The sequence below is a fragment of the Amycolatopsis deserti genome (assembly GCF_014653945.1).
GTDB classification, from domain to species: domain Bacteria; phylum Actinomycetota; class Actinomycetes; order Mycobacteriales; family Pseudonocardiaceae; genus Amycolatopsis_E; species Amycolatopsis_E deserti.
The window spans coordinates 429,479-453,077 of record NZ_BNAU01000007.1; the positions used below are offsets into that span (position 1 = coordinate 429,479).

Below are 23,599 nucleotides of genomic sequence, written 5' to 3' on the forward strand. Positions count from 1 at the left end.
CTGCGGGACCGGCCCCCCGCGGAAGGTCATCCGGCCTGGTTGACCAGGTTCGGCAGCCACCCGTCCTGCGTCCAGTTGATCATTTGGCCGTTGTGCAGCACCGTGGGCGTGCCCTGGAAGTTCGGGTCCTCGGAGACCTTCGTCAGGGCGTCCTTGAGCTGCTGGTCGTACGTGCCGGCGTTCACGCACGTCGCGAACTCGGGCGCGGTGATGCCCAGGTCCTGGCCCAGTTTGATCAGCTGCCCCTTGTCGTAGCCGCGCTTGCCCTCCTCGGGCTGGGAGGCGAACAGGCTGTCGTGGTACGGGGTGAACTTGCCCTGGTCCGCCGCGCACAGGGAGGCGTTCGCCGAGTCGAGCGAGTAGCCCGGCGGGTCCGACCTGTTGTTCAGCAGCGGGATCATGTGGTAGGTGACCTGCACGTTCCCGGCCTGGATCTGCTCCTCGATCTGCTTGCCGTACCGCTGCTGGAGCTGCGCGCAGTAGGGGCACAGGAAGTCGGCCCAGATGTCGAGCTTCACCTTGGCGTCGGCCTTGCCCGAGACGACCGTGGCGCCCTGGCGCTCGTCCGCGGTGTCCAGCACGGCCGACGCGGTCTGGGGCGTGATGGCCGTGCCCTCGGTCTCGTTCTTCGACGCGTTGGTCCAGATCACACCGCCGATGACCACGGCGGCCAGCAGCACCACGGCGACCACCGACACGATCGTCTTCCGGCTGGGGCCGCCACCGCCGCGGGCCTGGGTCACCGCCCGGGCCCCAGCGCTCTGCTGCTGGCGGCGCTTGCGCGCGGACCGTTCCGCTCCACCCACGTTGTTCAGATCCTCTCTTTCTCCACCTCGGCCTGCGGCGCCCCGCCGCGGAGCCAGCCGTCCAGCGCGACGCGGGTCGCCGGGCGCACGATCAGCCAGCAGGCCAGGACCAGGAAACCCACGTCACGGGCGATTTCCTGGGGGTACCGGGTCTGTCCCGCCGTCACCTCGCCACCGCCGCCGAAACAGCCGCAGTCGATAGTCAGCCCCCGCGCCCAGGACTGGGCCACCCCGGCGATGAACACCACGAGCAGCACGGCCGAGGCGATCGCCACCCAGCGCGTCGCGAGCCCGAGCAGCAGGAAGGCACCCAGGACCAGCTCTGCCAGCGGCAACGCGGTCGCGACCGGGTGCAGCAGCGCGTCCGGCAGGACCTCGTAGGCCTTGACGGCCAGGTACGTCTGACCGGAGTCGCTGATCTTCGCGATCCCGGAGACCAGCCACACCGCGGCCAGGCCGAGCCGCACGAGGGTGCCGACGGCGTCGAGCACGGAGGGGGACGGGCGGAACACGGCCCCAGGCTATCGGCCCGCCCTGAGAAACCCGTGAGTTCCGGGGCTCGCGCGCGAATCCCATACGTCCGGGTGACCAGGGACTCAGCTCTCACCCACCGTCTACGGTTGCTGTCGCCATGAACCTGCCCGATCTCCCCGTCCGCGCGGTCCTCGGCGAGCTCGCCGCCGCCCTCGATGACCACGGCACCGCGGTACTGGTCGCACCGCCCGGCACCGGCAAGACGACGCTGGTGCCGCTGGACCTGATGGCGCGCTCGGACGGCCGGGTCGTGGTGGCCGAGCCGCGCCGCCTCGCCGCCCGTGCCGCGGCCGCCCGCATGGCCGCACTGCTGGGTGAACCGGTGGGCGAGACGGTCGGCTACTCCGTGCGCGGCGACCGGAAGGTGTCGAAGCGCACGCGCGTCGAGGTGGTCACCTCGGGCCTGCTGGTCCGGCGCGTCCAGAACGACCCCGAGCTGCCCGGCGTCGCCACCGTGCTGCTCGACGAGTGCCACGAGCGGCACCTCGACGCCGATCTGCTGCTCGCCCTCCTGCTGGACGTGCGTGGCGGGCTGCGCGACGACCTGCGGCTGCTGGCGACGTCGGCCACCGTCGCCTCCGGGCGGCTCGCGGAGCTGCTCGGCGCGGCGCCGGTGGTCACCGCGCGGGCCCGCACGTACCCGGTGGAGACGACCTACTTCCCGCCCGCCCGCGGCGAACGGATCGAGGCGTGCGTGGCCCGGGCTGTGCGCACGGCGCTCACGGACGGCGACGGCGACGTCCTGGCCTTCCTGCCCGGCGCGGGCGAGATCGCCCGGGTGACCGGCATGCTCGACCTGCCGGACGTGGACGTCCTGCCGCTCCACGGCCGGCTCGCACCCGGCAAGCAGGATGCCGCACTGCGCCCCGGCGACCGCCGTCGCGTGGTGCTGGCGACCGCGGTGGCCGAGTCGAGCCTCACCGTGCCGGGTGTGCGGGCGGTCGTCGACTCCGGGCAGGCGCGGGTGCCGCGGGTGGACCACCGCCGCGGGTTGCCCGGCCTGGCGACGGTCCGGGTGTCGGCCGCCGTCGCCGAGCAGCGAGCCGGCCGGGCCGGGCGCGAAGCACCGGGCCGGGCGTACCGCTGCTGGCCGCAGCACGAGCAGGCGGCTCTGCCGGCCTATCCCGAGCCGGAGATCCGCACCACCGAGCTGGCCCGGCTCGCCCTCGAGCTGGCCTGCTGGTCGACACCCGACGGGGCGGGCCTGTCCTGGTGGGATCCGCCACCGGACGGTCCGCTCTCCGCCGGTCAGGAGCTGCTCCGCACGCTCGGCGCCCTGGACGGGAACACGGTCACCGAACGCGGCCGCCGCATGGCCGAGCTGGGCCTGCACCCGCGTCTCGCCCGCGCGCTGCTCGACGGGGCCGCCGCGGTCGGCGCCCGTGCCGCCGCCGAGGTGGTGGCGCTGATGGACGCCGGCAGCACCCTCACCGACGTCGAGGCCGAGCTGCGCCGCCTCCGCGACGATCGCGGGTCCCGCTGGCACGCCGAGGTGCGCCGCTTGGAACGGCTGGTGCCCGGCGGCCCGGACGCACCCGATCCGGCCCTGGTGGTCGCGCTCGCCCACCCGGAGCGGCTGGCCCGGCGGCGGGGGCCGGATTCGCCGGTCTACCTGATGGCCGGCGGCACCGCCGCCGAGCTGCCCGCCGGCAGCGGCCTCGGCGACGCCGAGTGGCTCGCGGTCGCGGAAGCGACGCGCGACCCCGGGCGCGCCCACGGGATCATCCGGCTCGCCGCGCGCGCGGACGAGGAGCTGGCCGTCCGGGCCGCGCCGAACCTGGTGACCGAACAGGACGACGTGTCCTGGAACGGCGACGTGGTGGCACGGCGGGTGCGGCGGCTGGGCGCGATCGTCCTGCGCGACCGCCCATTGCGCGACCCGGACCCCGCTCTCGTGCGCGAGGCCCTGCTCACCGGGCTCCGGGACGGGGACGTCCTGACCTGGTCTCCGGAGGCCGAGCGCCTGCGGGCGCGGATCGGCTTCCTGCACGACGCCCTCGGCGACCCGTGGCCCGCGGTGGACGATGCCGCACTCCTGTCCAGAGTGGACGAATGGCTGGAGCCTGAGCTGTCCCGGGCCAACCGCCGCGCCGACCTCGCCCGGATCGACACCGCGTCCGCCCTGCGCCGCCTGCTGCCCTGGCCCGAGGCCGGCCGGCTGGACGAACTCGCACCGGACCGGATCGAGGTGCCCTCCGGGTCCCGGTTCCGGGTCGACTACTCCGCCGGCCGTCCGGTGCTCGCGGTGAAGCTGCAGCTCGCGTTCGGGTGGCGGGAAACGCCGAAGGTCGCGGACGGCCGCGTGCCGGTCGTGCTGCACTTGCTCTCCCCCGCCGGCCGCCCGGCGGCGGTCACCAGCGACCTGGAGTCGTTCTGGGCGAACGGATACCCAGCCGTCCGGGCGGAGCTGCGCGGGCGCTATCCCAAGCACGCCTGGCCCGCGGACCCCCAGGCGCCGTAGGGCGGCACCAGACCACCCGCCTCTCCCGCCCCGCGGAAGCAATCGAAGTCTCCACCGGCGCCACCAAGCCCCTGCCGATCCGGTGCACGCCCGCCAGGAGGCGGACGGGGTGCCCGACCCGCCCGGCCAGTGGCTCCTCAGAGGCCGTAGGACCGCTCCGGCCGGGCCGCCAGATCGCGCTCCAGCTCCTCGTTCTCGTCTTCGTGCAGGCCAAGCACGACCGCCTGGCGGATCTGCTCCCGGTTCTCCCGGACGACGTGCGCGAAGAACGCCTCCGTCCGCGGGTCGATCAGCACCTCGAGCATGACGCGCATCGTGGTGTCCACAAGGGACCTCAGGATCTCGTCGTGGAACGGGAGCCGGGACAGCCGGCCCGCCTGCGGGTCGTCCTTGATCTTCTCGGTGATGATGGCGCGCAGCGTCTCCCGGTTCTCGCCGAGTGAGCGGGCCAGGTTCTCCGGGTAGTTGCCGGTCTCGATGACCTTGACCACCTCGTCGAGCACCGCGATCGTGATCGGTTTCTTGATGGCCAGCACGATCGGCCGGGACATGCGTTCGACCAGCCGCTGGGTGAACAGCTCGCCGAACGCGCGGTCGGCGGTGCGGGCCAGCCGCACGATCACGATGACGATCCTCAACAGACGGAAGCTGCGCAGCGCGGGGTGCGCGATCGGGATCATGCCGAGGATCTCGTACCAGTTGCGCAGCGGAAAGCGCTTGTCCCACCCGGCGCGCGACCACCGCCACAGGAACTCGATCAGGAACACCCCGCAGATCGAGGCGTCGATGACGAAGATGCGGTGCGCGGTCTCGGGTGAGTGCGGGAAGAACGTCACGTAGACGACCAGGCCGACGGACACGACGGCCAGCGCCAGCATGGCCACGTCGAGCGGGCTCACCGTGCGCCGAGAAATCATGGGCCGCATTCTGCCCTGCCGAAAGTGCAGTGGGGTGGACGCCCTTCGACCGATGTGCGCCGGCGTGTCCGGTTCCTACGGTCGAACCCATGATCACGGTACGCGCGCTGACGAAGCGCTTCGGCGAGAAAACCGCCGTGGACCAGCTCACCTTCATGGTGCCGCCGGGCAAGGTGACCGGCTTCCTCGGCCCGAACGGCGCCGGCAAGTCGACCACCATGCGGATGGTGCTGGGCCTGGACCGCCCCACCTCCGGTGACGCGCTCGTGGACGGCAAGCGGTACACCGAACTGCGGTGGCCCCTGCGCACCGTGGGCGCTCTCCTGGACGCCAAGGCGCTGCACCCGGGCCGCTCGGCGGTCAAGCACCTGCTGGCGATGGCCCGCAGCAACGACATCCCCGACCGGCGCGTCGAGGAGGTGCTCGCCACGGTCGGGCTGACGGACGTGGCGGGCAAGCGCGCCGGCCAGTTCTCGCTCGGCATGGGGCAGCGGCTCGGGATCGCCGGGGCGCTGCTCGGCGATCCGGGCGTGCTGTTGTTCGACGAACCGGTGAACGGGCTCGATCCGGACGGCGTGCGGTGGGTCCGGCAGCTGATGCGCTCGCTGGCCGCGGAGGGCCGGACGATCCTGGTCTCCAGCCACCTGATGAGCGAGATGCAGCTGACCGCGGACCACCTCCTCGTCATCGGCAGGGGACGCCTGCTGGCGGACGCCCCGCTGGGCGAGCTGCTCGCCGGCGGATCGGTGGTGCGCGCCCGGTGCGCGACCCCGGCGGATGGCGCGCGGCTGGCCGCGGGGCTGCCCGCCGCCCGGATCGAGGGCGACTCCGTGCTGGTGACCGGCGTGCCGGTCGAGTCGATCGGCGACCTGGCCTTCGAGCGGGGCGTCCGGCTGCACGGGTTGAGCGAGGAGCGGGCGTCGCTGGAGCAGGCGTACATGGATCTGACCGCGGACGCGGTCGAGTACGGCGCGGACTCCGCGCGGAAGGCTGGTGTGTGATGACGACGACCGCGGCGATCCGCTCCGAGTGGACGAAGTTCTGGTCCGTGCGCTCGACGTTCTGGGGCCTGGCCGGGGCGGTGGCGCTGATGCTGGTGTTCGTGCTGCCGTCCGCGACCTCCGTGGCCTACAACCGCAGCACCGAGGAGTCGGCGGTCGATCTGGTGGCGGGCGGCAGCTTCTACCTCGCCGAGTTCGCGGTGATCGCGCTCGCGAGCTTGTTCGTCGCCGGCGAGTACGCGACGGGCAGCATCCGCGCGACGCTGCAGTGGGTTCCCATCCGGAGCCGTTTCCTGGCCGCGAAGGCCGCGGTGCTGGCGCCGGTGTTGTTCGTGCTGGGCGTGGTGACGGCAGCGGTGGCGATCGCGGCGGCGACGCCGTTGATGGACGGCTTCGGCCGCGCCACGTCGACCGGCGAGATCATCCAGACGTGTGCCGCGAACGGGGCCTACTTCGCGCTCACCGGGCTGCTCAGCCTCGGGATCGGGACCGCGCTGCGCAGCGTCGCGGGCAGCATCACGGTGGCGTTCCTGGTGATGCTGATGACCGCGATGGTGGCCGGTTCGCTCGGGCTCGGGGCCGTGAACTTCATGCCGGGCGTCGCGGGAGCCGCCGCGCTCGTGCCGTCCGGGCAGCCGAACCCGGTGTCCGGTCTGGTTCCGCCCTACCCGTCGTGGGCTGGGCTGCTGATCCTCGCCGCATGGGCGGCCGCCGCGCTCGCGGTGGGGCACGAGGTGCTGCGGCGACGCGATGCGTGACCTCATGTCACCAACCCCGCTTCGTAGGCGATGATCGCCGCCTGGACGCGGTTGCGGACGTCCAGGCGGCTGAGGATCGTGCTGACGTAGGCCTTCACGGTGCCCTCGACCACGAACAGCCGCTCGGCGATGTCCGCATTGGACAGACCGGCGCCGACGAGCGCGAGCACCTCGCGCTCGCGCGCGGTCAGGACGGCGATGCGGTCCCGGGCCGCGGTGGCCCGGGACACGCGGTCGCCGGACATCTGGGCGATCACCCGCTGCGCCACCTTGGGCGACAGGAAGGCCGCCCCGTCGGCGACGGCGTGCACTCCGGCGAGCAGTTCGCGGGGGTCACCGGATTTCAACAGGAAACCGCTGGCCCCGCCGGCGAGGGCGCGCTCGATGTAGGCGTCCTCGCCGAAGGTGGTCAGCATGATGACGCCGGTGCCGGGCAGCAGGCCGCGGATCTCCTCGGCCGCGGCGAGCCCGTCGAGGCGCGGCATGCGGATGTCGACGAGCGCGACGTCCGGGCGGGTGCGCCGAGCCTGCTCGACGGCCTCGCGACCGTCGCCCGCCTCGGCGACGACCTCGATGTCGCCGTCCGCGGACAGGATCGCCGCGACGCCGGCCCGGATCATGGCCTCGTCGTCGGCCAGCAGTACACGGATCACGTCGGTCTCTCTTCTCGCTCGTCGGTCAGGAGTTCTTTGCTCACGAGCCGGTCGCCCGCGAAGCAGAGGCGGTAGGCGTCCAGGCGGAGCTGGACGATGCTGCGGCCGGTGCCGTAGTACTCGCACGTCACGCCGGGCGGCTCGGGCGCGGTGACGTGCGGGCCGCGTTGCCGTTGCGGCAGGACGGAGGCGATCTCGGCGCGGGTCTGGCCGGGTCGCAGCTGCGCGTAGTCGGCGGGGTCGAGCACGGAGGTCTGCCATTGGTACAGGTAGACGATCCCCACCACACCGAGGAGCCCCGCCATGATCGACGGTGGCACGATCAGCGCGGCCAGCAACCTCCGGCGCACCTCGCGCCGCGCCTGGACGTGCTGCCGGGCGGATTCGGTTTGCACGGGCTGGACGGGCGCCGGCGAGGACGCGTGCGGTAGCCGCGCCACCACCTCGAAGCCGCCGTCCTTGGGCCCGGCGCGGAGGGTGCCGCCGAGCAGCCGGACGCGTTCGCGTAGCCCCTCCAGGCCACGTCGGCCGGAAACGATGCCCGGAAGCGGCCCGGCCGGCGGCGGCCCGTTGCACACCCGGACGACTGTCTCTTGGGCCGCGCGGGAAATCATGACCGTGACGCGGGCGCCGGGGGCGTGTTTGGTCATGTTGGTGAGCGCCTCCTGGACCACGCGGTAGGCGGCGCGCTCGACCATGGGGGGTTCTGCGGTTTCTCGTGGTGCTTCGGGTTGCGTGTCCGTGGATTGACCGGTTTGCCGGGCCTCCGAGGTGGCGTGCGGGTGGTCTTGGCTCGGGGTGTGTCCGTGGGGATTCGCTGTTTGTAGCGCGCCGGGTCGTTGGACCAGAGGCAGCGCGCGCGCTCGGTTTGGTGTTGTTCCTTGGCTCGGCGCGGCCGCGGGTGCGGGTGCGCGTGCGGGGCCTTCCTGCGAGGGATGGTCTGCCGCCGGTTCCTCGGAGGCGACGCGGACAGCAGGGGTTTCAGAAGAGGAATCGGCGACCAGCGAAGGGGTACCGGCCGCTGTCGGAGGGGAAGCGGCGCCTGACGAATCGGAACCAGCCGCCCGCGAAGGGGAATTGGCGGCCGGTGCTGGGGAACCCGCGGCTGGCGGAGGGGAACCGGCTGGCAACGGAGAAGACCGGGCGGCTGTTGGAGTGGCGCCGGTGGCCAAAGGAGACGAACCAGCGACCGGCAGCGTGGCCCCGGAGAACGACGGCGGTGCACCGGCGACCGGCGGAGGGGAACTGGCCGCCAACGGAGAAGAACCGGCGGCTGGCGGAGTGGCGCCGGAAGGCAAAGGAGACGGACCCGCAACCGGCAGAGTGGCACCAGGGAACGACGGGGGCGCGCCGGCGACCGGCGGAGAGGAACCGGCCGGCGACGGAGGGAAACCGGCAGCCGAAGGAGAGGAACCCGCGGCAGGCGGAAGGGAACCGGCTGCCAACGGAGAAGAACCGGCAGCTGGCGGAGTGGCGTCGGTCGGCAAAGGAGACGGACCCGCGACCGGCGAAGTGGCACCGGGGAACGACGACGGGGGTGCGCCGGCGATCGGTGGAGTGACATCGGGGAACGACGGGGGTGCGTCGGTGGGCTGATGCGTAGCGGCATTGGTGGCGGCGGTGCCGTTGGTGGCGGTGGCGCCGTTGGCGGCGTTGGCGGCGTTGGCGGCGACAGCAGCGGGGTGGTCGTCGTAGGTGATGTCCATGCCGGACGTTCGTGCGCGGTCGATCAGTGTGGGGACGCCTCCGTGGAGCGGGTCGACCGGTGGGGCGTCCTCCCGCAGGAGGCCGATGATTTCGCGCAGGCGTTCCGTTGCGGCGGCGGCGTTTTCGCGCAGGGCTTTGGCTTCCGCGATGCCCGACATCTCCAGGGCGGCGGCTCGCAGGGCGATCAGGCTCAGCTCGTGGCCCAGCGAGTCGTGCATGTCGCTGGCGATGCGGGCCCTCTCGCGGAGCCGGGCCTCCTCCGCGACGATCCGTTGCCGCAGCTCCAGCTCCTCCGCGCGCTGCCACCCCGCCCGCACCAGATCGTCCCGCGTGCGCATGTACCGCCCGAGCTGCCACGGCAGCACGGCGGCGAACAGCATCACCCCGATCGACGCGCCCCAGTCGGCCATCTCGTAGCGGCCGATCGCCAAGGACAGCGGGACGCCGACAGCCCCGACGCCCAGGAACGTCACCAGCGCGGGCCGTACCGACTCCATCCGCCGCCCGGCCAGGTAGGCGAACGGCACCATGAGCAGCACCGGCCACACCGGAACCCGCCCGCCGAAACTGAACATCATGGCGAGGCTGGACCCCACCGCGACGGTCAGCGACAACCACGGGCCGCGCCGGGCGGCGGCGACCGCGACGACGGCCGCCGCCATCCCGCCGATCAGCTCCCACGGCTGGGCGTTGTGCCGGCTCTCGTACACCACCAGGGCGACGACCAGCGCCCCCGCGAGTACTTCCGCTGCTCTTCCCCAGAATCTCCCCACGGGATCGGACGGTACCGACCAACGTGGACGGGCGGTATCTGTCGAAAGTCAGATTTTGGTGGTCACCCGGATGAAATCCAGCACCTGCGGCCAGGACAACGCGAAGGCTTCGGCGTTGACCGGCGTGCCGTGCCGCGTCTTGTTGGCGAAACCGTGCTCGGCGTCGGGGTACACGTGGATCAGGCTCGGCCCGGTGACCCGCCCCTGCAGCGCCGACTGCAGCTCGTCGAAGCGGGACCGCGGGACCAGTTCGTCCGCCGTCGGGTACAGCATCATCACCGGCGCCTTGATCAGGCCGGTGTGGGCGATGGCGTCCATCGTGTGGTTCGGCGGGGTCTCCCCCGGCACCGTCGGGTGGTAGGCGACCACGTTGGCGACACGGTGATCCCGGCCACCCAGGATCAGCGCGAACCGCCCGCCGAGGCACCACCCGATCACGCCCGCCTTCGCGCAGCCCAGCTCGCCGAGGAGGTGGTCCAGCAGCTGCGTCTGCTCGTCCAGGGCGACCGCGTCGTCGAGCTCGGGCATCTTCGCCAGCAGGTCCGGCATCGAGGTGTCGTCGCTGCTCGGGCCGTGGAACGGGTCCCACACCAGCGCGGTGACCCCGGTGGCGGCGATCGCCTCGGCCCACTCGCGCACCTGCTCGCCGATGCCGGTGACCATCGGCAGCAGCAGCATCCCGGACTCGCTGCCGCCGGCGGGCCGCGCGAGGTAGGCCGTCAGCCCGTTGACGGTGAGCCGTGATGTTTCGATGTCCTGTGTCATGCCGCGACATTAGGCATGATGATCGGCATGGCCGAACGCACCCTGACCGAGCAGCTCGGCGCCGAACCGCCCGCGGGCGTCGCCGCGCTGGATCCAGCGCACCAGCAGGACCTGGCCGACGCGGTGCGCTCCGCTCGCCGTCGTCAGGCGGCCGCGCTGGCCAAGGCGGGCAACGACGCGCTCAAGTTCGTGCCCGCCCTGCTGCGGCCGGCGGTCCGGAAGGCGGTCGGCCTGTGACGCCCCAGGAAGCCGAGATCCGCAAGCTGGCGCGGGTGCTCGGGGTCGGCGTCGAACGGCTCGCCTACCTCGCCGAGGTTCCCGTCGAGGACCTGCGTGAGCTGCGGGAACGCGCCACGACCGTGTTGTTCGACGCGCACCTGGGCGTGCTGGAGCGGATGGCGGGCGCGAGCAAGCTGCTGCCGGTCCCGGTGCTGGCGAAGATCGCCGAGCGGGTGTTCGGGCCGCTGCTCGCCGCGCGGATCGCGGGGCTGGTCGAAGCCTCGCGCGGGGCGGAGATCGCCGGGCGCCTGTCGCCGGCGTTCCTCGCCGACGTGGCCGCCGAGCTGGATCCGCGGCGGGCGCGCGGGATCATCGCGAAGCTGCCGGCGCCGGTGGTCGTCGCGGTCGCGCGCGAGCTGAGCGGGCGTCAGGACTGGGTCACCATCGCCCGGTTCGTCGACCACCTGCCGGACGCGACGATCGTGACCAGCCTGGAGTTCATCCCGGACGCGGCCCTGCCCGAGGTCGCCGCGCTGCTCGACGATCCGTCGAAGATCGGCAAGGTGCGGGACCTGCTGCCGCCGGAGCGGCTGGCCGCGCTGCCTGAACACCTGCGCTGACGGTTCCCATTCGTCCAAGCCGGCGGCCCCTCGACGGCGCCACCATGGGCGGCATGGTCCAGCGAATCGTGCCCTACCTCACCACCACCGACCTCGCGCCGGTGCGCGACTTCTACGTCCACGTCCTCGGGCTGGAGGTGGCGATGGAGGATCCCGTGCTCAACCTCCGGTCCCCAGCCAACCCGGCCGCGCAGATCATCGTTCAACGACCCGGCTCACCCGAACCGCGCTTCGGGATCGATGTCGGGACACCGGAGGCCGTCGACGCGGCCCACGCCGAGGTCGTCAGCCGGGGGTTGCGAGTCGTCTACCCGCTCACCGACGAAGCCTGGGGCGTGCGGCGCTTCTTCGTGGCGGATCCGAGCGGCTCAGTGGTCAACGTGCTCGCTCACGCCGCCACGATGAGGTAGATGCCGTAGAGCACAACGGCCGCGCACGCGGCGAAGCACACTCCCGCCGTCACCGCGCCTGCCGTGCCGCTCGCACCGGCCTCCCGGGCGTCGGCGCGGGCGGCGACGCCACGGACGCCGACCGCGAACAGCCCGGTCACCACAGCCACCGCGGCCAGGGCGACGAGGAACACGCTGCCCAGGGCGCTCCAGTCGATGTGCACGGTGAGCCTCCTCAGGCCGCCACGGGGACGGGTCGCTCGGCCTCGGGGGCCATGGATTCGGGCGTGACCGGGTTGCGCCGCGACCACAGCCAGATGCCCAGCGCCGCGGCGACCAGCACCAGGCCGACCACCACGGTGCCGGCGGTGCCCATCGTCGCGACCTCGGCGGCCATCGCGCCGACCGCGGCCGCGGCCGGCAGGGTCAGCAGCCAGGCCAGCGCCATCCGGCCGGCGACGCTCCAGCGCACCTCGGCCAGCCGCCGCCCGACCCCGGAGCCGATGATGCCGCCGGAGCAGACGTGCGTGGTGGACAGCGCGAACCCGAGGTGCGAGGACGCGAGGATCGTGGCGGCCGCGCTGGTCTCGGCGGCGAAGCCCTGCGGCGTCTGCACGTCCGTGATCTTGCGGCCCATCGTGTGGATGATCCGCCAGCCACCCATGTAGGTGCCCAGCGCGATCGCCAGCCCGGCGCTGAGCACGACCCACAGCGGCGGACCGGACCCGGCGGCCAGCGCGCCGGAGGAGATCAGGGTGAGCGTGATGACGCCCATCGTCTTCTGGGCGTCGTTCGTGCCGTGCGCGAGCGAGACCAGCGACGCCGAGAGCACCTGCGCGCGCTTGAACGACTTGCCCACCACGTCCTGCCGCACCTTCGCGGTGATCCGGTAGACGAGGTAGGTGCCGACGACCGCGACCAGTCCGGCCACCAGCGGCGAGGCCACGGCGGGGATCAGGACCTTCTGCACGACCTGCGCGAAGTGCACCGCGTCGGCGCCGGAGGCGACCCAGGTGGCGCCGATCAGGCCGCCGAACAGGGCGTGCGAGGAACTCGACGGCAGCCCGAACAGCCAGGTCAGCAGGTTCCACAGGATCGCGCCGACCAGTCCGGCGAAGACGACGACGGGGGTGACCTTGGTGTCGTCGACGATCCCGCCGGAGATGGTCTTGGCCACCTCGACGGACAGGAACGCGCCGATGAGGTTGAGGACGGCGGAGATGGTGACCGCGACCTTAGGTTTCAAGGCGCCGGTCGCGATGGAGGTCGCCATGGCGTTGGCGGTGTCGTGGAAACCGTTGGTGAAATCGAAGGCCAGTGCGGCGACGATGACCACCAGGACGATCAGCGAGAGGTCCACACCTCCCACGGTACCTTTCGGGTGACGGGCTACTCGCGGCGGCCGATGAACTTCCGGTGAACGGGTATCAGCGAGTGATTTGGCTTACGCCACACGGGAACCCTTCCGCCATACCTGCCACGTCAACGGCACCCCGGGGCGGTAGGCGAGGTGCGTGCGGGACGGTGCGTCCAGCACGTGCAGATCGGCCCGCGCGCCCGGCCGGAGCACGCCGACGTCGGTCCGGCGCAGGGCCCGCGCGCCGCCGAGGGTCGCCGCGCGCACCGCCTCTTCCACGGACATGCCCATCTGCAGAACCGCGGTCGCCACGCAGAAGTTCATCGACGTCGTGTAGGAGCTGCCCGGGTTGGCGTTGGTGGCCAACGCCACCGTCGCTCCCGCGTCGAGCAGCCGCCGGGCCGGCGCGAGCGGCTGACGGGTCGACAGATCGCAGGCCGGCAGCAGGGTCGCCACGGTGTTCGACGACGCGAGCGCCTCGATGTCCCAATCCGACAAATGGGAGCAATGGTCGACGCTGGCGGCGCCCAGCCGGACCGCGAGCCGCACTCCGGGGCCGGGGCCGAGCTGGTTGCCGTGCACCCGCAGGCCGAGACCACGCCGCGCGGCGGCGCGCAGGACCCGCTCCGACTGGGCCTCGTCGAACGCCCCGGTCTCGCAGAACACGTCGGCCCAGCGCACCGATCCCGCCACCGTGTCGAGCATCTCGCCGCAGACGAGATCCACATAGGACTCCGGCTCGGCGCCGGGCGGCACCAGGTGGGCGCCGAGGAACGTGACCTCGTCGGCGACCGCGGCGGCGATGCGGGCGGAGCGGGCCTCGTCGGCCACGGTCAGTCCGTAGCCGGTCTTGGTCTCCAGGCAGGTCGTGCCCTGGCGCGCGGCCTCGGCCACGTGACGGCGCAGGTTGGCGGTCAGCTCGGCGTCGGTGGCCGCTCGGGTCGCCTCCACCGTGACCGCGATGCCGCCCGCGGAGTACGCCTGACCGGCCATCCGGGCCTCGAATTCGGCGGTGCGGTCGCCGGCGAACACCAGGTGGGTATGGCTGTCCACCCAGCCCGGCAGCGCGGCCCGGCCCTCGACGTCCACCCGCTCGTCCGCGTCCGGCGCGGCCGCGGCGGGACCGGCCCAGGCGATCGTGGGCCCGTCGAACACGATCGCGGCGTCGGTGATCGTGCCCAGCTCCTCGTCGTTCGTGGTCAGCTCGCCGATGCCGGTGATCAGGACCGCCACAGCGCCTCCACCTCCTCCGCCAGCACCGTCGCCGGGCGGTCGATCAGCTGGTGCGCGCGGTCGCGCACGACCCACCGGCCCCCGATCAGGACGTCGGTCACATCCGCGGCCGAGGCGGCGAACACCGCGCCTGACGGCTCCGTCCCGGCCGTGCGCACGGAGTCCAGCCCGACGACGACCAGGTCGGCGGGCGCGCCCACCGCCAGCCGGCCCCCGTCGCGTCCGAGTGCCGAGTGGCGCGTGCCCGCGGCCAGCAGCTCGGCGACGCCGAAGCACCCCCGCTCCTCGGCCGCGAGCCGTTCGTTCAGTTCGAGCGCCCGCAGTTCCTCGAACGGGTCGACCACGGCCTGGCTGTCGCTGCCCAGGGACAGGTCCACGCCCGCGTCCGCCAGCCGTCGGGCTTCGCCGATACCGTCGCCGAGGTCGCGTTCGGTGGTGGGGCAGAAGCAGACTTGCGACAGCAGGCCGATGTCGGTGTCCGTGAGGTGCGTGCCGTGCACGGCGACGGTGCGCGGGCCGAGGACGCCGGCACCGTCCAGCAGTTCGGCCGGGGTGCATCCGTGGTGTGCCAGGCAGTCCTCGTTCTCGGCCCGCTGCTCCGACAGGTGCACGTGCAGCGGGCCGTCCCAGTCCGCGAAGAACGGCAGCTGTCCGGCGGGAACGGCCCGTACCGAGTGCACCGCGGCGCCGACCAGGGCCGATCCCGGTTTCAGCGCGTCCACCCGCTCGGCCCAGCCGTCCACGTCCCCGTCGCCGAACCGCAGCTGCACGGCGGAGAGTTCGCGGCCGAAACCGCCGGCGAGGTAGCAGGCGTCGAGGAGGGTGAGCCGGATGCCCGCGTCCTCTGCGGCCTGGATCAGGGCGTGGCCCATCGCGTTCGGGTCGGCGTAGCGCTTGCCACCCGGTGCGTGGTGGAGGTAGTGGAACTCGCCGACGGCCGTGTACCCGGCGAGTACCATTTCGGCGTAGACGCCCCGCGCGAGCCGGTAGTAGGAGTCCGGGTCGAGCCGCTCGGCCAGCGTGTACATCCGCTCGCGCCAGGTCCAGAACGTGCCCCGGTCGTGGTGCGTGCGACCGCGCAGGGCCCGGTGGAAGGCGTGTGAGTGCCCGTTGGCGAAGCCGGGCAACGCGAGCCCGGGCAGCACCGTTCCCTTGCGTGGCGCATCTTTGCTGACCTCAGTGAATGCACCGTCGGCGATTTCGAGCCGCACCCCGGACGCGACCCCGTCCGGCAACCACGCGTGCTCGGCCCACAAGATCGTCATGTCGACAATGTCTCCAGGACCCGGGCGAGCGCGACCACGCCCGCCTCGATGTCGGCGTCCTCGGCGAACTCTTCCGGCGCGTGGCTGATCCCGGTCGGGTTGCGCACGTAGAGCATCGCGGTGGGTACGTGGGCGGCGAGGATCGCGGCGTCGTGCCCGGCGCCGGTGGGCAGCTCGGGCGCGTCCAGCAGGCCGGTCAGCCGGTCGCGCAGCGCGGGGTCGAACGTCACGGTGTCGCCGTAGGACTCCTCGGTGACGGTGACCGTGCACCCCTCCGCGGCCGCGGCGCGTTCGGCCGCCTCGGTCAGCTCCGCGACCACGTCGCGGCTGTTTCCGCGCGCGTCCAGCCACAGATCCACTGTGGACGGAATGACGTTGGTTCCCCCTGGTCGTGGCACCAGTCTGCCCACGGTGGCACGAGCGTCCATTGTGGATGCCGCGCGCCGGGCGGCGAGCACGACCTCCGCGGCGGGCAGCATCGGGTCACGGCGATCGCGCAAAACTGTCGTACCCGCGTGGTTCCCTTGTCCGGTGAACGAGAACCGCCACCGCCCGTGCTCCAGCACCGTGCTGCCGACGCCCACCGGCACGTCCAGCGCCCGCCCCTGCTCGACGTGCAGTTCGACGAACGTCCCGATCCGCTGGAGCGTTACATCGTCACGCCCGAAGTGCCGGGGATCCACGCCGGCCTGGGCAGCGGCTTCGGCGAGCGTGATCCCGCCCGGGTCGCGAAGAGCCCGCGCCCGGTCGGGGTCGATCGCGCCGGTCAGCAGCCGCGAACCCAGGCACGGCACGCCGAACCGGCCGCCCTCCTCCTCGGCGAAGACGACGACGGCGAACGGCCGCGCCGGGCGGAATTTCCGCTCCTGCAACCGGGACACCGCTTCCAGTGCGCTGACCACGCCGAGCGGACCGTCGAACGCGCCGCCACCGGGCACCGAGTCGAGGTGGCTGCCGGTCACCAGCGCGTCCGGGCCCGGCGCGCCCCACCACGCCCACAGGTTCCCGTTGCGGTCGGTGTCCACGTCCAGTCCGCGCCGACCGGCCTGTTCCCGGAACCAGTGGCGCATCTCGGTTTCCGCGCGGTCGAACCCATGGCGGGCGTATCCGCCGCCGGGGGCGCGGCCGACGTCGGCGAGATCGTCGAGCAGGCTCACGCCTCCTCCTGCATGGGCACCCGCACGCCACGGTCCCGCGCCACCTCCGCGGCGCGCTCGTACCCGGCGTCCACGTGCCGGATCACACCCATGCCCGGGTCGTTGGTCAGCACTCGCTCGATCTTCTGCGCGGCCAGTGGCGTGCCATCCGCGACGCACACCTGTCCGGCGTGGATCGAGCGGCCCATGCCGACTCCCCCGCCGTGGTGCAGTGACACCCAGCTCGCACCGGAGGCCGTGTTGACCAGCGCGTTGAGCAGTGGCCAGTCGGCGATGGCGTCCGAACCGTCGGCCATCGCCTCGGTCTCGCGGTACGGGGAGGCGACGCTGCCGGCGTCCAGGTGGTCGCGGCCGATCACCACGGGGGCGCTCAGCTCGCCGCTGGCGACCATCTCGTTGAACCGCAGCCCGGCGAGGTGCCGTTCGCCGTAGCCGAGCCAGCAGATGCGTGCCGGAAGCCCCTGGTACGCCACGCGGTCACCGGCCATCCGGATCCACCGGGTGAGGGTTTCGTTGTCCCCGAACAGGTCGAGGACGGCACGGTCGGTCGCCGCGATGTCCGCCGGGTCGCCGGAGAGCGCGGCCCAGCGGAACGGGCCCTTGCCCTCGCAGAACAGCGGGCGGATGTAGGCGGGCACGAAACCCGGGTAGTCGAAGGCCCGCTCGCAGCCGCCGAGCTTCGCCTCACCACGTAAGGAGTTGCCATAGTCGAACACTTCAGCACCGGCATCGAGGAAACCGAGCATCGCGCCCACGTGCTCGGCCATGGACTCGCGCGAGCGGTCGGTGAACTCGTCCGGCTTCGCGGCCGCGTAGTCGTGCCAGTCGGCGACTTCGACGCCGGTCGGCAGGTACGCGAGCGGGTCGTGCGCGGAGGTCTGGTCGGTGACGATGTCCGCCTCGAGCCCGCGGCGCAGCAGCTCCGGCAACACCTCGGCGGCGTTGCCGATCACGCCGACCGACACGGCCTCGCCGGCCTTCTTCGCCTCGGTGACCCGGCGGATCGCGGAGTCCACATCGGACGCCAGTTCGTCGAGGTAGCGGGTCTCCAGGCGGCGCCGGGCGCGCGTGGCATCGCATTCGACGACCAGGGCGGTGCCGCCGTTCATGGTGATCGCCAGCGGCTGGGCGCCACCCATGCCGCCCAGTCCGGCGGTCAGCGTGAGCGTCCCGCGCAGTGTGCCGCGGAACCGTTTCTCCGCCACGGCGGCGAACGTCTCGTAGGTGCCCTGCAGGATGCCCTGCGTGCCGATGTAGATCCAGGAGCCGGCGGTCATCTGGCCGTACATCGTCAGGCCGAGCTTCTCCAGCCTGCGGAACTCGGGCCAGGTCGCCCAGTCTCCGACGAGGTTCGAGTTCGCGATCAGCACGCGCGGGGCCCACTCGTGCGTGCGGAACACGCCCACCGGCTTGCCGGACTGCACGAGCAGGGTCTCGTCCTGCTCCAGTCCGGTGAGGCAGCGGGTGATCGCGTCGAAGCTCGCCCAGTCGCGGGCGGCCTTGCCGGTGCCGCCGTAGACGACCAGGTCCTGCGGGCGCTCCGCGACCTCGGGATCGAGGTTGTTGTGCAGCATCCGCAACGCGGCTTCGGTCTGCCAGTTCTTCGCCGTCAGCGTGGTTCCGCGGGCGGCCCGGACGGTGCGGCTCATGCTTCCTCCAGTGCGGTCAGGACGGCTCCCGAACGGACGAGTTCTTCGGCGGCGGCGATCTCCGGCGCGAGGTGGCGGTCCGGCCCTGGTGCGGCGACGTGTTTCCGGACCAGGTCGCGGACGGCGGCCGTGACCGGCGCGGGCCGCAGCGGCGCGCGGAAGTCCAGCGCGCGGGCGGCCGTCAGCAGCTCGATCGCCAGCACCGAGGTCAGCCCGTCCACCGCACGGCGCAGCTTCCGCGCGGCGGACCAGCCCATCGAGACGTGGTCCTCCTGCATCGCGCTGCTGGGGATCGAGTCGACCGAGGCCGGCACCGCCAGCCGCTTCAGCTCGCTGACGATCGCGGCCTGCGTGTACTGGGCGATCATGTGCCCGGAGTCGACGCCCGGGTCGTCGGCGAGGAAGGCCGGCAGCCCGTGCGAACGGGACACGTCGAGCATCCGGTCCGTACGGCGTTCGGCGATGCTCGCGACGTCGGCGAGCGGGATGGCCAGGAAGTCCAGGACGTAGGCCAGCGGCGCGCCGTGGAAGTTGCCGTTCGACTCCACCCGGCCGTCGGCGAGCACCACCGGGTTGTCGATGGCGGCGGCGAGTTCGCGGTCGGCGACCAGTTCGGCGTGCGCGACGGTGTCCCGGGCGGCGCCGTGCACCTGGGGCGCGCACCGCAGCGAGTACGCGTCCTGCACGCGGGTGCAGTCCGGGCCGCGATGGCTGGCGACGATCTCCGAGTCGGCGAGCGCGGCGAACATCCGCCGGGCGGAAACAGCCTGCCCGGGGTGCGGGCGCAGTGCCTGGAGGTCGGCGGCGAAGGCCCGGTCGGTGCCGAGCAGGGCCTCGACGCTCATCGCGGCCGTGAGGTCGGCGGTGTCGAGCAGCCGGTTGAGGTCGTCCAGGGCGAGGACGAGCATGCCGAGCATCCCGTCGGTGCCGTTGGTGAGGGCCAGGCCCTCCTTCTCGGCGAGGGTGACGGGTTCGATCCCGGCCTCGGCGAGCGCTTGCGCGGCGGACCGGCCGTCGAGCACTTCGCCCTCGCCCATCAGCGCGAGCGCGACGGCGGCGAGCGGCGCGAGGTCACCCGAGCAGCCGAGCGAGCCGTACTCGTGGACGACCGGGACGACGCCGGCGTTGAGCATCGCGGCCAGCGCTTCGGCGGTCGCCGGGCGGACGCCGGTGTGCCCGGACGCGAGCGTGCGCAGCCGCAGCAGCATCAGGGCGCGCACCACCTCCGGCTCGACGGCGGGGCCGGTGCCGGCGGCGTGGGAGCGGATGAGCGAGCGTTGCAGGGCGGTGCGGCGGTCGGCCGGGATGTGCCGGATGGCGAGGGCGCCGAAGCCGGTGGAGATGCCGTAGGTGGGCTGGTCGGCGTCGGCGAGCGCGTCGATGTGGCGACGGGTCTCGCCGAGCGTCTTGCGGACCTCGTCGCTCAGCTCGACCGCCGCGTGGTGCCGCGCGACCGCGACGACCTGCTGCCGGGCGAGTGGCCCGGAGTCCAACCGCACTGTGCTCATGGGCTCATTGCACTCCCCTGAGGAGCCGGCCGGAGGTCCCCGCGGAGTGGTTGTGTCTGGTATCCCAGACAGATGACGGATGTGCCCGCTCTGCGCCGTGGTCTGGCGGTGCTGCGCGTCCTGGCGACGCGGCCGGGGCCGATCTCGGCCGCGGCGATCGCGCGCGAGCTGGACCTGCCCCGGTCGACGACCTACCACCTGCTGGCGGAGCTGGAGGCGGCGGGTTTCGTGGTGCACCTGGCGGCCGAGCGCCGGTACGGGCTGGGGATCGCCGCGTTCGAGCTGGGTTCGGCGTACCTGCGGCACGACCCGCTGGAGCGGTTGGCGGCGCCGTTGTTGCGCAAGCTCGCGGACCGGGTGGGGCACACCGCGCAGCTGGGGGTGCTGCACGGGAACGAGTTGCTGTACCTCGTGAAGGAGCGCCCGTCGGCGCCGGAAACGCTGGTGACCGATGTGGGGGTGCGCCTGCCCGCGCACCTGCCGGCGAGCGGGCAGGCGTTGCTGGCTCACCTGCCCCATGCCCACGTCCGGGCGCTCTACCCGCAGGCGGCGGCCTTCGTCACGCGAACCGGCCGGGGCCCCGCGACCTTGCCCGAGCTGCGACGAGCCCTGGCCGAGGTCCGAGCACGCGGCTGGGCGGTCGAGGACGGCCAGGTGACCCGCGATTTCGCCTCGGTGGCGCACGCCGTTTTCGACCACAACGGCCGCCCGCTGGCGTCAGTGGCGGTGACCTTCCGGCACGTGTGTGAGTCGGGGTGCGCCGAGACGTGGCCGGCGGTGGCCCACGAGGTGGGCACGACAGCGGCGGCGCTGACCAGGCAGGTCGGCGGCAGAAACCCTACGTGACCGGCGCCGGGAACGCGTTCAGCGAACGAAGCGATTGAGCCCAACCGCCGCCGGCGGCATGGTGCTTGGGGGCAAGGCCCGGACCGCGAAGCCCTCCTGGCGGGGGCCGCGAGGAACGGGGACGTGCGCCCAAGGAGCGAAGCCCACCCGCCGGGGCCCGAGGGCAACCGCGACGGGCACCCACGGGGCAAAGCCCACCCGCCGGGGCCCGAGAGCAACCGCGACGGGCACCCACGGGGCAAAGCCCACCCGCCGGGGCCCGAGAGCAACCGCGACGGGCACCCACGGGGCAAAGCCCACCCGCCGGGGCCCGAGAGCAACCGGGACGGGCACCCACGGGGCAAAGCCCACCCGGCGGGGCCCGAGAGCAACCGGGACGGGCACCCAGGGGGCGAAGCCCGCCGGCGGGGTACGGGGAAGGCCTCCTCGCAAAAGCGATCACCCAGCCGGGTACGACCAACAACCGCCGCCCGAACGCCCGAACGCAACCACCAGATGGGGGTCCAGGGGGCGAAGCCCTCCTGGCGGGGTCTGGGGGTTCGACCACCAGAAGACACGACGAAGGCCGAGACCCGCGAGCCGCTCTCGGCGAGCAGGTCTCGGCCTTCGGCCGAGTGGAGGTGCCGGGAATTGAACCCGGGTCCTCTGGCGCCTTGCCTAGGCTTCTCCGTGCGCAGTTCGCTCTGCCTCTACTCGGCCCCACCGGTCACGCGAACAAGCCGGTGTGACGGGCCCAGCCGCTGTGGTTTTCCCTTCCGGTCCCCGCGGCCGGGTCCGGAAGGTGAGCCTCCTAGCTGATGCCGGCTACCGGGACGGAGGCGCTCCCGGGCCGACAGACTCGCACTCGCTCAGGCAGCGAGGGCGAAGTCGCGCTGACTATTAGTCTTGGCGCTTATTTGGTTACGACGACGCTTAACGGTGGTCTCTCGCCTGCACCGGCACGCTTCCCTTGACTCAACGTCCAGAGTCGAAACCGTTCACCCCCTTGATGGTGTTCCGTTACCAGCATAACGCCCGCGGCAACCGGGTTTGTTCCGCACCGGGTGGGGTTGTCCCCACCCCGGTGACGCCCGCGCGCCCCATGGCCCACCAGCGGAAACCTCGCGATGCTGGGTCCGTGATGCTGAGAGAGGAACGGACCATGGGGCCGACGTATTCCGCGCTGGACGGCACTCGCCCGCGTCCGCCGGTGCTCGGTGCGCTCGGGTACCTGCTGAGCAACCTGCCACTGGGCGTGGCCGGGTTCGCGCTGATGGTGACGCTGTTCACCGCGGGTCTGGGCACCGCGATCGTGTGGGTGGGCCTGCCGATCCTCGGCCTCGCGGTGCTGATCGCCCGCGCGGCCGGGCGGTTCGAGCGCGCCCGGGTGCACCGGATGCTCGGCACCTACGTCGTGACGCCGTACAAGCCGCTGCCGGAGTTCGGCCTCAAGGCGCGCTGGCGCGCCCGGCTGACCGACGGCGCGACCTGGCGGGACGCCCTCTACCTGGTGCTCCTGCTGCCGCTCGGGATCGCCGAGTTCACCCTCATGGTCGCCTTCTGGTCGGTCGGACTGGCCGCGACGGCGCTGCCGTTCTACTGCGAGTACCTGCCCGGGGGCGCGTACTTCTTCCCCTCCTACGACCTGCGCTGGATCGCGGTCGACTCGCCGGTCGACGCCCTGCCGTGGGCCGCGCTGGGCCTGATCGTCCTGGCGCTGGCGATCGGCCTCACCCGCGGTCTCGGCACCGCCCACGCGTTGTTCGCCCGCGCCATGCTCGGCCCCGGCCCGCGCGCCCGCCGGCTCGCCGGATCCGCCACCGACCAGCCGAACCCGGTGGCATGATGAGCCTCGTGGCCGGTGAACACGGGCCGATCGAGCAGCCGCGTCCGGGGGCCGCGAAGTCGATCGTCTACATGATCTCCTCTTTCGCCCTGCGCCTGGTCCAGTTCGTGCTGGTCGTGGTGCTCGGCCTGGTCGGGATCGCGACGACGGTGATCTGGGTCGGCATCCCGATCCTGCTCCTGACCACGAGCATGGTGCGCGGGTTCGGCGACCTGGAGCGCCGCTGGGTGCGCAAGATGCTGGGCACTCCCCTGCCGCCCGCCGACCGCGCGCCGGTCGAGGGCGGGGTGCTGCGGCGGTGGCGGATGCGCCTGGTCGACAGCACGACGTGGCGGGATCTGGCGTACCTGATGGTGGCGTTCCCGCTGAGCGTCGTCGAGTTCGCGATCGGCATCGCATCGATCGTGCTGGTGCCGATGGCGATCTGGGTCGCGCCGTGGATCGGGTGGGTGCACGGCTCGCTGGCGGTCGCCCTGCTCGGCCCGAACCGCGCCGAACGGCTGCGCGTCAAGGCGCAGCAGCTGCAGGCGTCGCGGGCGCGCGGGGTGGACGCCGCCGAGGCCGAGCGCCGCCGCATCGAGCGGGACCTGCACGACGGCGCCCAGCAGCGGCTGGTGGCGGTGGCGCTGAACCTGGGCCGCGCCAAGAACAAGCTGGACAAGGAACCGGAGGCGGTCCGCGCGCTGATCGAGGAGGCCCACACCGACGCCAAGCTCGCCGTGTCGGAGCTGCGGGACCTGGCGCGCGGCATCTACCCGGCGGTGCTCGGCGACCGCGGCCTCGACGCGGCGCTGTCCGCGCTGGCCGCGAAGACGCCGATCCCGGTCGAGGTGACGGTCGACATCGAACCGCGCCCGCCGGCCGCCGTGGAGACCACCGCCTACTTCATCGCCGGCGAGACCCTGACCAACGTCGCCAAGCACTCCGGCGCGACGGAAGCGCAGGTCAAGGCGTGGCGCACGGACGACAAGGTGATCATCGAGATCACCGACAACGGGCGCGGCGGGGCCGAGGTGCGGCCCGGCGGCGGCCTGGCCGGGCTGGCCGACCGGGCCGCGACGATCGACGGTGTGATGACGGTGGTGAGTCCCCAGGGCGGGCCGACGGTGGTCCGTGCCGACCTGCCGTGTACCTGGTGACCCGGTTCGTGAGTGAA

General features: G+C 72.6%; 22 protein-coding genes and 1 other RNA gene. 9 read left to right on the plus strand and 14 right to left on the minus strand.

Annotated features, from left to right (window positions below):
• Positions 1 to 26 precede the first annotated feature (26 nt).
• Both IE290_RS28775 and IE290_RS28780 read right to left on the minus strand, forming a co-directional pair.
• Entirely contained in the window at positions 27 to 806 is a 780-nt protein-coding gene (locus tag IE290_RS28775; RefSeq protein WP_191247809.1) for a DsbA family protein, read from the minus strand.
• 5 nt (positions 807 to 811) lie between these two features.
• Positions 812 to 1,318 carry a MauE/DoxX family redox-associated membrane protein gene (locus tag IE290_RS28780; protein WP_191247810.1) on the minus strand — a complete coding sequence of 169 codons (507 nt, stop codon included), beginning with the start codon at positions 1,316 to 1,318 and terminating at the stop codon, positions 812 to 814.
• A 119-nt stretch (positions 1,319 to 1,437) separates the two neighbouring features.
• Between IE290_RS28780 and hrpB the strand changes: the two genes are divergently transcribed.
• Positions 1,438 to 3,801: an ATP-dependent helicase HrpB gene (gene hrpB / locus IE290_RS28785; protein ID WP_191247811.1), complete on the plus strand. Its 2,364-nt coding sequence runs from the start codon at positions 1,438 to 1,440 to the stop codon at positions 3,799 to 3,801.
• A 137-nt stretch (positions 3,802 to 3,938) separates the two neighbouring features.
• Here hrpB and IE290_RS28790 read toward each other — a convergent pair whose 3' ends face one another.
• Positions 3,939 to 4,718: an ion transporter gene (locus IE290_RS28790; protein ID WP_191247812.1), complete on the minus strand. Its 780-nt coding sequence runs from the start codon at positions 4,716 to 4,718 to the stop codon at positions 3,939 to 3,941.
• Between the two features lie 89 nt (positions 4,719 to 4,807).
• Here IE290_RS28790 and IE290_RS28795 point away from each other — a divergent pair, with 89 nt between their 5' ends.
• Complete coding sequence (locus IE290_RS28795) at positions 4,808 to 5,719, plus strand: ABC transporter ATP-binding protein (RefSeq protein WP_191247813.1); 912 nt, start codon at positions 4,808 to 4,810, stop codon at positions 5,717 to 5,719.
• Positions 5,719 to 6,477, plus strand: a complete 759-nt coding sequence (locus IE290_RS28800; protein WP_191247814.1) for an ABC transporter permease — start codon at positions 5,719 to 5,721, stop codon at positions 6,475 to 6,477. The genes IE290_RS28795 and IE290_RS28800 overlap by 1 nt, the downstream gene beginning before the upstream one ends.
• Positions 6,478 to 6,479: 2 nt before the next feature.
• Here the strand turns inward: IE290_RS28800 and IE290_RS28805 are convergent, their stop codons facing one another.
• The 3 genes from IE290_RS28805 to IE290_RS28815 are packed head-to-tail and all read right to left on the minus strand — an operon-like array spanning position 6,480 to position 10,375.
• The gene (locus tag IE290_RS28805) at positions 6,480 to 7,130 is read right to left on the minus strand and encodes a response regulator transcription factor (protein WP_191247815.1); all 651 of its coding nucleotides are present in this window, start codon (positions 7,128 to 7,130) and stop codon (positions 6,480 to 6,482) included.
• Positions 7,127 to 9,610: a histidine kinase gene (locus IE290_RS38045; protein ID WP_229874763.1), complete on the minus strand. Its 2,484-nt coding sequence runs from the start codon at positions 9,608 to 9,610 to the stop codon at positions 7,127 to 7,129. The genes IE290_RS28805 and IE290_RS38045 overlap by 4 nt, the downstream gene beginning before the upstream one ends.
• Before the next feature lie 48 nt (positions 9,611 to 9,658).
• The gene (locus IE290_RS28815; protein ID WP_191247816.1) at positions 9,659 to 10,375 is read right to left on the minus strand and encodes a dienelactone hydrolase family protein; all 717 of its coding nucleotides are present in this window, start codon (positions 10,373 to 10,375) and stop codon (positions 9,659 to 9,661) included.
• A gap of 27 nt (positions 10,376 to 10,402) precedes the next feature.
• Here IE290_RS28815 and IE290_RS28820 point away from each other — a divergent pair, with 27 nt between their 5' ends.
• The 3 genes from IE290_RS28820 to IE290_RS28830 are packed head-to-tail and all read left to right on the plus strand — an operon-like array spanning position 10,403 to position 11,624.
• Positions 10,403 to 10,612: a hypothetical protein gene (locus IE290_RS28820; protein ID WP_191247817.1), complete on the plus strand. Its 210-nt coding sequence runs from the start codon at positions 10,403 to 10,405 to the stop codon at positions 10,610 to 10,612.
• Complete coding sequence (locus IE290_RS28825; RefSeq protein WP_191247818.1) at positions 10,609 to 11,214, plus strand: hypothetical protein; 606 nt, start codon at positions 10,609 to 10,611, stop codon at positions 11,212 to 11,214. The genes IE290_RS28820 and IE290_RS28825 overlap by 4 nt, the downstream gene beginning before the upstream one ends.
• 53 nt (positions 11,215 to 11,267) lie before the next feature.
• Positions 11,268 to 11,624 carry a VOC family protein gene (locus tag IE290_RS28830; RefSeq protein WP_191247819.1) on the plus strand — a complete coding sequence of 119 codons (357 nt, stop codon included), beginning with the start codon at positions 11,268 to 11,270 and terminating at the stop codon, positions 11,622 to 11,624.
• Here the strand turns inward: IE290_RS28830 and IE290_RS28835 are convergent.
• The 7 genes from IE290_RS28835 to hutH form a co-directional block, all read right to left on the minus strand.
• Positions 11,603 to 11,827, minus strand: coding sequence for a hypothetical protein (locus IE290_RS28835; protein ID WP_191247820.1), 225 nt, complete (start codon positions 11,825 to 11,827; stop codon positions 11,603 to 11,605). The genes IE290_RS28830 and IE290_RS28835 overlap by 22 nt on opposite strands.
• 11 nt (positions 11,828 to 11,838) lie before the next feature.
• Positions 11,839 to 12,963, minus strand: coding sequence for an inorganic phosphate transporter (locus IE290_RS28840; protein ID WP_191247821.1), 1,125 nt, complete (start codon positions 12,961 to 12,963; stop codon positions 11,839 to 11,841).
• 84 nt (positions 12,964 to 13,047) lie between these two features.
• Complete coding sequence (hutI, locus tag IE290_RS28845) at positions 13,048 to 14,193, minus strand: imidazolonepropionase (RefSeq protein WP_191247822.1); 1,146 nt, start codon at positions 14,191 to 14,193, stop codon at positions 13,048 to 13,050.
• Positions 14,181 to 15,458: a formimidoylglutamate deiminase gene (locus IE290_RS28850; RefSeq protein ID WP_191247823.1), complete on the minus strand. Its 1,278-nt coding sequence runs from the start codon at positions 15,456 to 15,458 to the stop codon at positions 14,181 to 14,183. The genes hutI and IE290_RS28850 overlap by 13 nt, the downstream gene beginning before the upstream one ends.
• Entirely contained in the window at positions 15,455 to 16,615 is a 1,161-nt protein-coding gene (locus IE290_RS28855; RefSeq protein WP_191247824.1) for an allantoate amidohydrolase, read from the minus strand. The genes IE290_RS28850 and IE290_RS28855 overlap by 4 nt, the downstream gene beginning before the upstream one ends.
• Positions 16,612 to 18,264 carry a urocanate hydratase gene (hutU, locus tag IE290_RS28860; protein WP_191247825.1) on the minus strand — a complete coding sequence of 551 codons (1,653 nt, stop codon included), beginning with the start codon at positions 18,262 to 18,264 and terminating at the stop codon, positions 16,612 to 16,614. The genes IE290_RS28855 and hutU overlap by 4 nt, the downstream gene beginning before the upstream one ends.
• Positions 18,261 to 19,772 carry a histidine ammonia-lyase gene (gene hutH / locus IE290_RS28865; protein ID WP_191247826.1) on the minus strand — a complete coding sequence of 504 codons (1,512 nt, stop codon included), beginning with the start codon at positions 19,770 to 19,772 and terminating at the stop codon, positions 18,261 to 18,263. Before hutH ends, hutU begins: the two co-directional genes overlap by 4 nt.
• A 72-nt stretch (positions 19,773 to 19,844) precedes the next feature.
• Here hutH and IE290_RS28870 point away from each other — a divergent pair, with 72 nt between their 5' ends.
• A complete protein-coding gene (locus IE290_RS28870) occupies positions 19,845 to 20,618 on the plus strand; it encodes an IclR family transcriptional regulator (RefSeq protein WP_191247827.1) in 774 nt (257 codons plus the stop codon).
• A 612-nt stretch (positions 20,619 to 21,230) separates the two neighbouring features.
• Here the strand turns inward: IE290_RS28870 and ssrA are convergent.
• Positions 21,231 to 21,603, minus strand: a transfer-messenger RNA (tmRNA) gene (gene ssrA / locus IE290_RS28875).
• A gap of 156 nt (positions 21,604 to 21,759) precedes the next feature.
• Between ssrA and IE290_RS28880 the strand changes: the two genes are divergently transcribed.
• Positions 21,760 to 22,443, plus strand: coding sequence for a sensor domain-containing protein (locus IE290_RS28880; RefSeq protein ID WP_191247914.1), 684 nt, complete (start codon positions 21,760 to 21,762; stop codon positions 22,441 to 22,443).
• Entirely contained in the window at positions 22,443 to 23,582 is a 1,140-nt protein-coding gene (locus tag IE290_RS28885; RefSeq protein WP_191247915.1) for a sensor histidine kinase, read from the plus strand. The genes IE290_RS28880 and IE290_RS28885 overlap by 1 nt, the downstream gene beginning before the upstream one ends.
• The last annotated feature ends 17 nt before the right edge of the window (positions 23,583 to 23,599 follow it).

What these genes read in the sequence shown, in the direction of transcription:
- IE290_RS28795 (WP_191247813.1), top strand. Translation starts at nt 4,808, where the DNA reads ATGATCACGGTACGCGCGCTGACGAAGCGCTTCGGCGAGAAAACCGCC.
- hrpB (WP_191247811.1), top strand. Translation starts at nt 1,438, where the DNA reads ATGAACCTGCCCGATCTCCCCGTCCGCGCGGTCCTCGGCGAGCTCGCC.
- IE290_RS28830 (WP_191247819.1), top strand. Translation starts at nt 11,268, where the DNA reads ATGGTCCAGCGAATCGTGCCCTACCTCACCACCACCGACCTCGCGCCG.
- IE290_RS28885 (WP_191247915.1), top strand. Translation starts at nt 22,443, where the DNA reads ATGAGCCTCGTGGCCGGTGAACACGGGCCGATCGAGCAGCCGCGTCCG.
- IE290_RS28820 (WP_191247817.1), top strand. Translation starts at nt 10,403, where the DNA reads ATGGCCGAACGCACCCTGACCGAGCAGCTCGGCGCCGAACCGCCCGCG.
- hutH (WP_191247826.1), bottom strand. Translation starts at nt 19,772, where the DNA reads ATGAGCACAGTGCGGTTGGACTCCGGGCCACTCGCCCGGCAGCAGGTC.
- IE290_RS28870 (WP_191247827.1), top strand. Translation starts at nt 19,845, where the DNA reads ATGACGGATGTGCCCGCTCTGCGCCGTGGTCTGGCGGTGCTGCGCGTC.
- hutU (WP_191247825.1), bottom strand. Translation starts at nt 18,264, where the DNA reads ATGAGCCGCACCGTCCGGGCCGCCCGCGGAACCACGCTGACGGCGAAG.
- IE290_RS28790 (WP_191247812.1), bottom strand. Translation starts at nt 4,718, where the DNA reads ATGATTTCTCGGCGCACGGTGAGCCCGCTCGACGTGGCCATGCTGGCG.
- IE290_RS28815 (WP_191247816.1), bottom strand. Translation starts at nt 10,375, where the DNA reads ATGACACAGGACATCGAAACATCACGGCTCACCGTCAACGGGCTGACG.
- IE290_RS28850 (WP_191247823.1), bottom strand. Translation starts at nt 15,458, where the DNA reads ATGACGATCTTGTGGGCCGAGCACGCGTGGTTGCCGGACGGGGTCGCG.
- IE290_RS28800 (WP_191247814.1), top strand. Translation starts at nt 5,719, where the DNA reads ATGACGACGACCGCGGCGATCCGCTCCGAGTGGACGAAGTTCTGGTCC.
- IE290_RS28880 (WP_191247914.1), top strand. Translation starts at nt 21,760, where the DNA reads ATGGGGCCGACGTATTCCGCGCTGGACGGCACTCGCCCGCGTCCGCCG.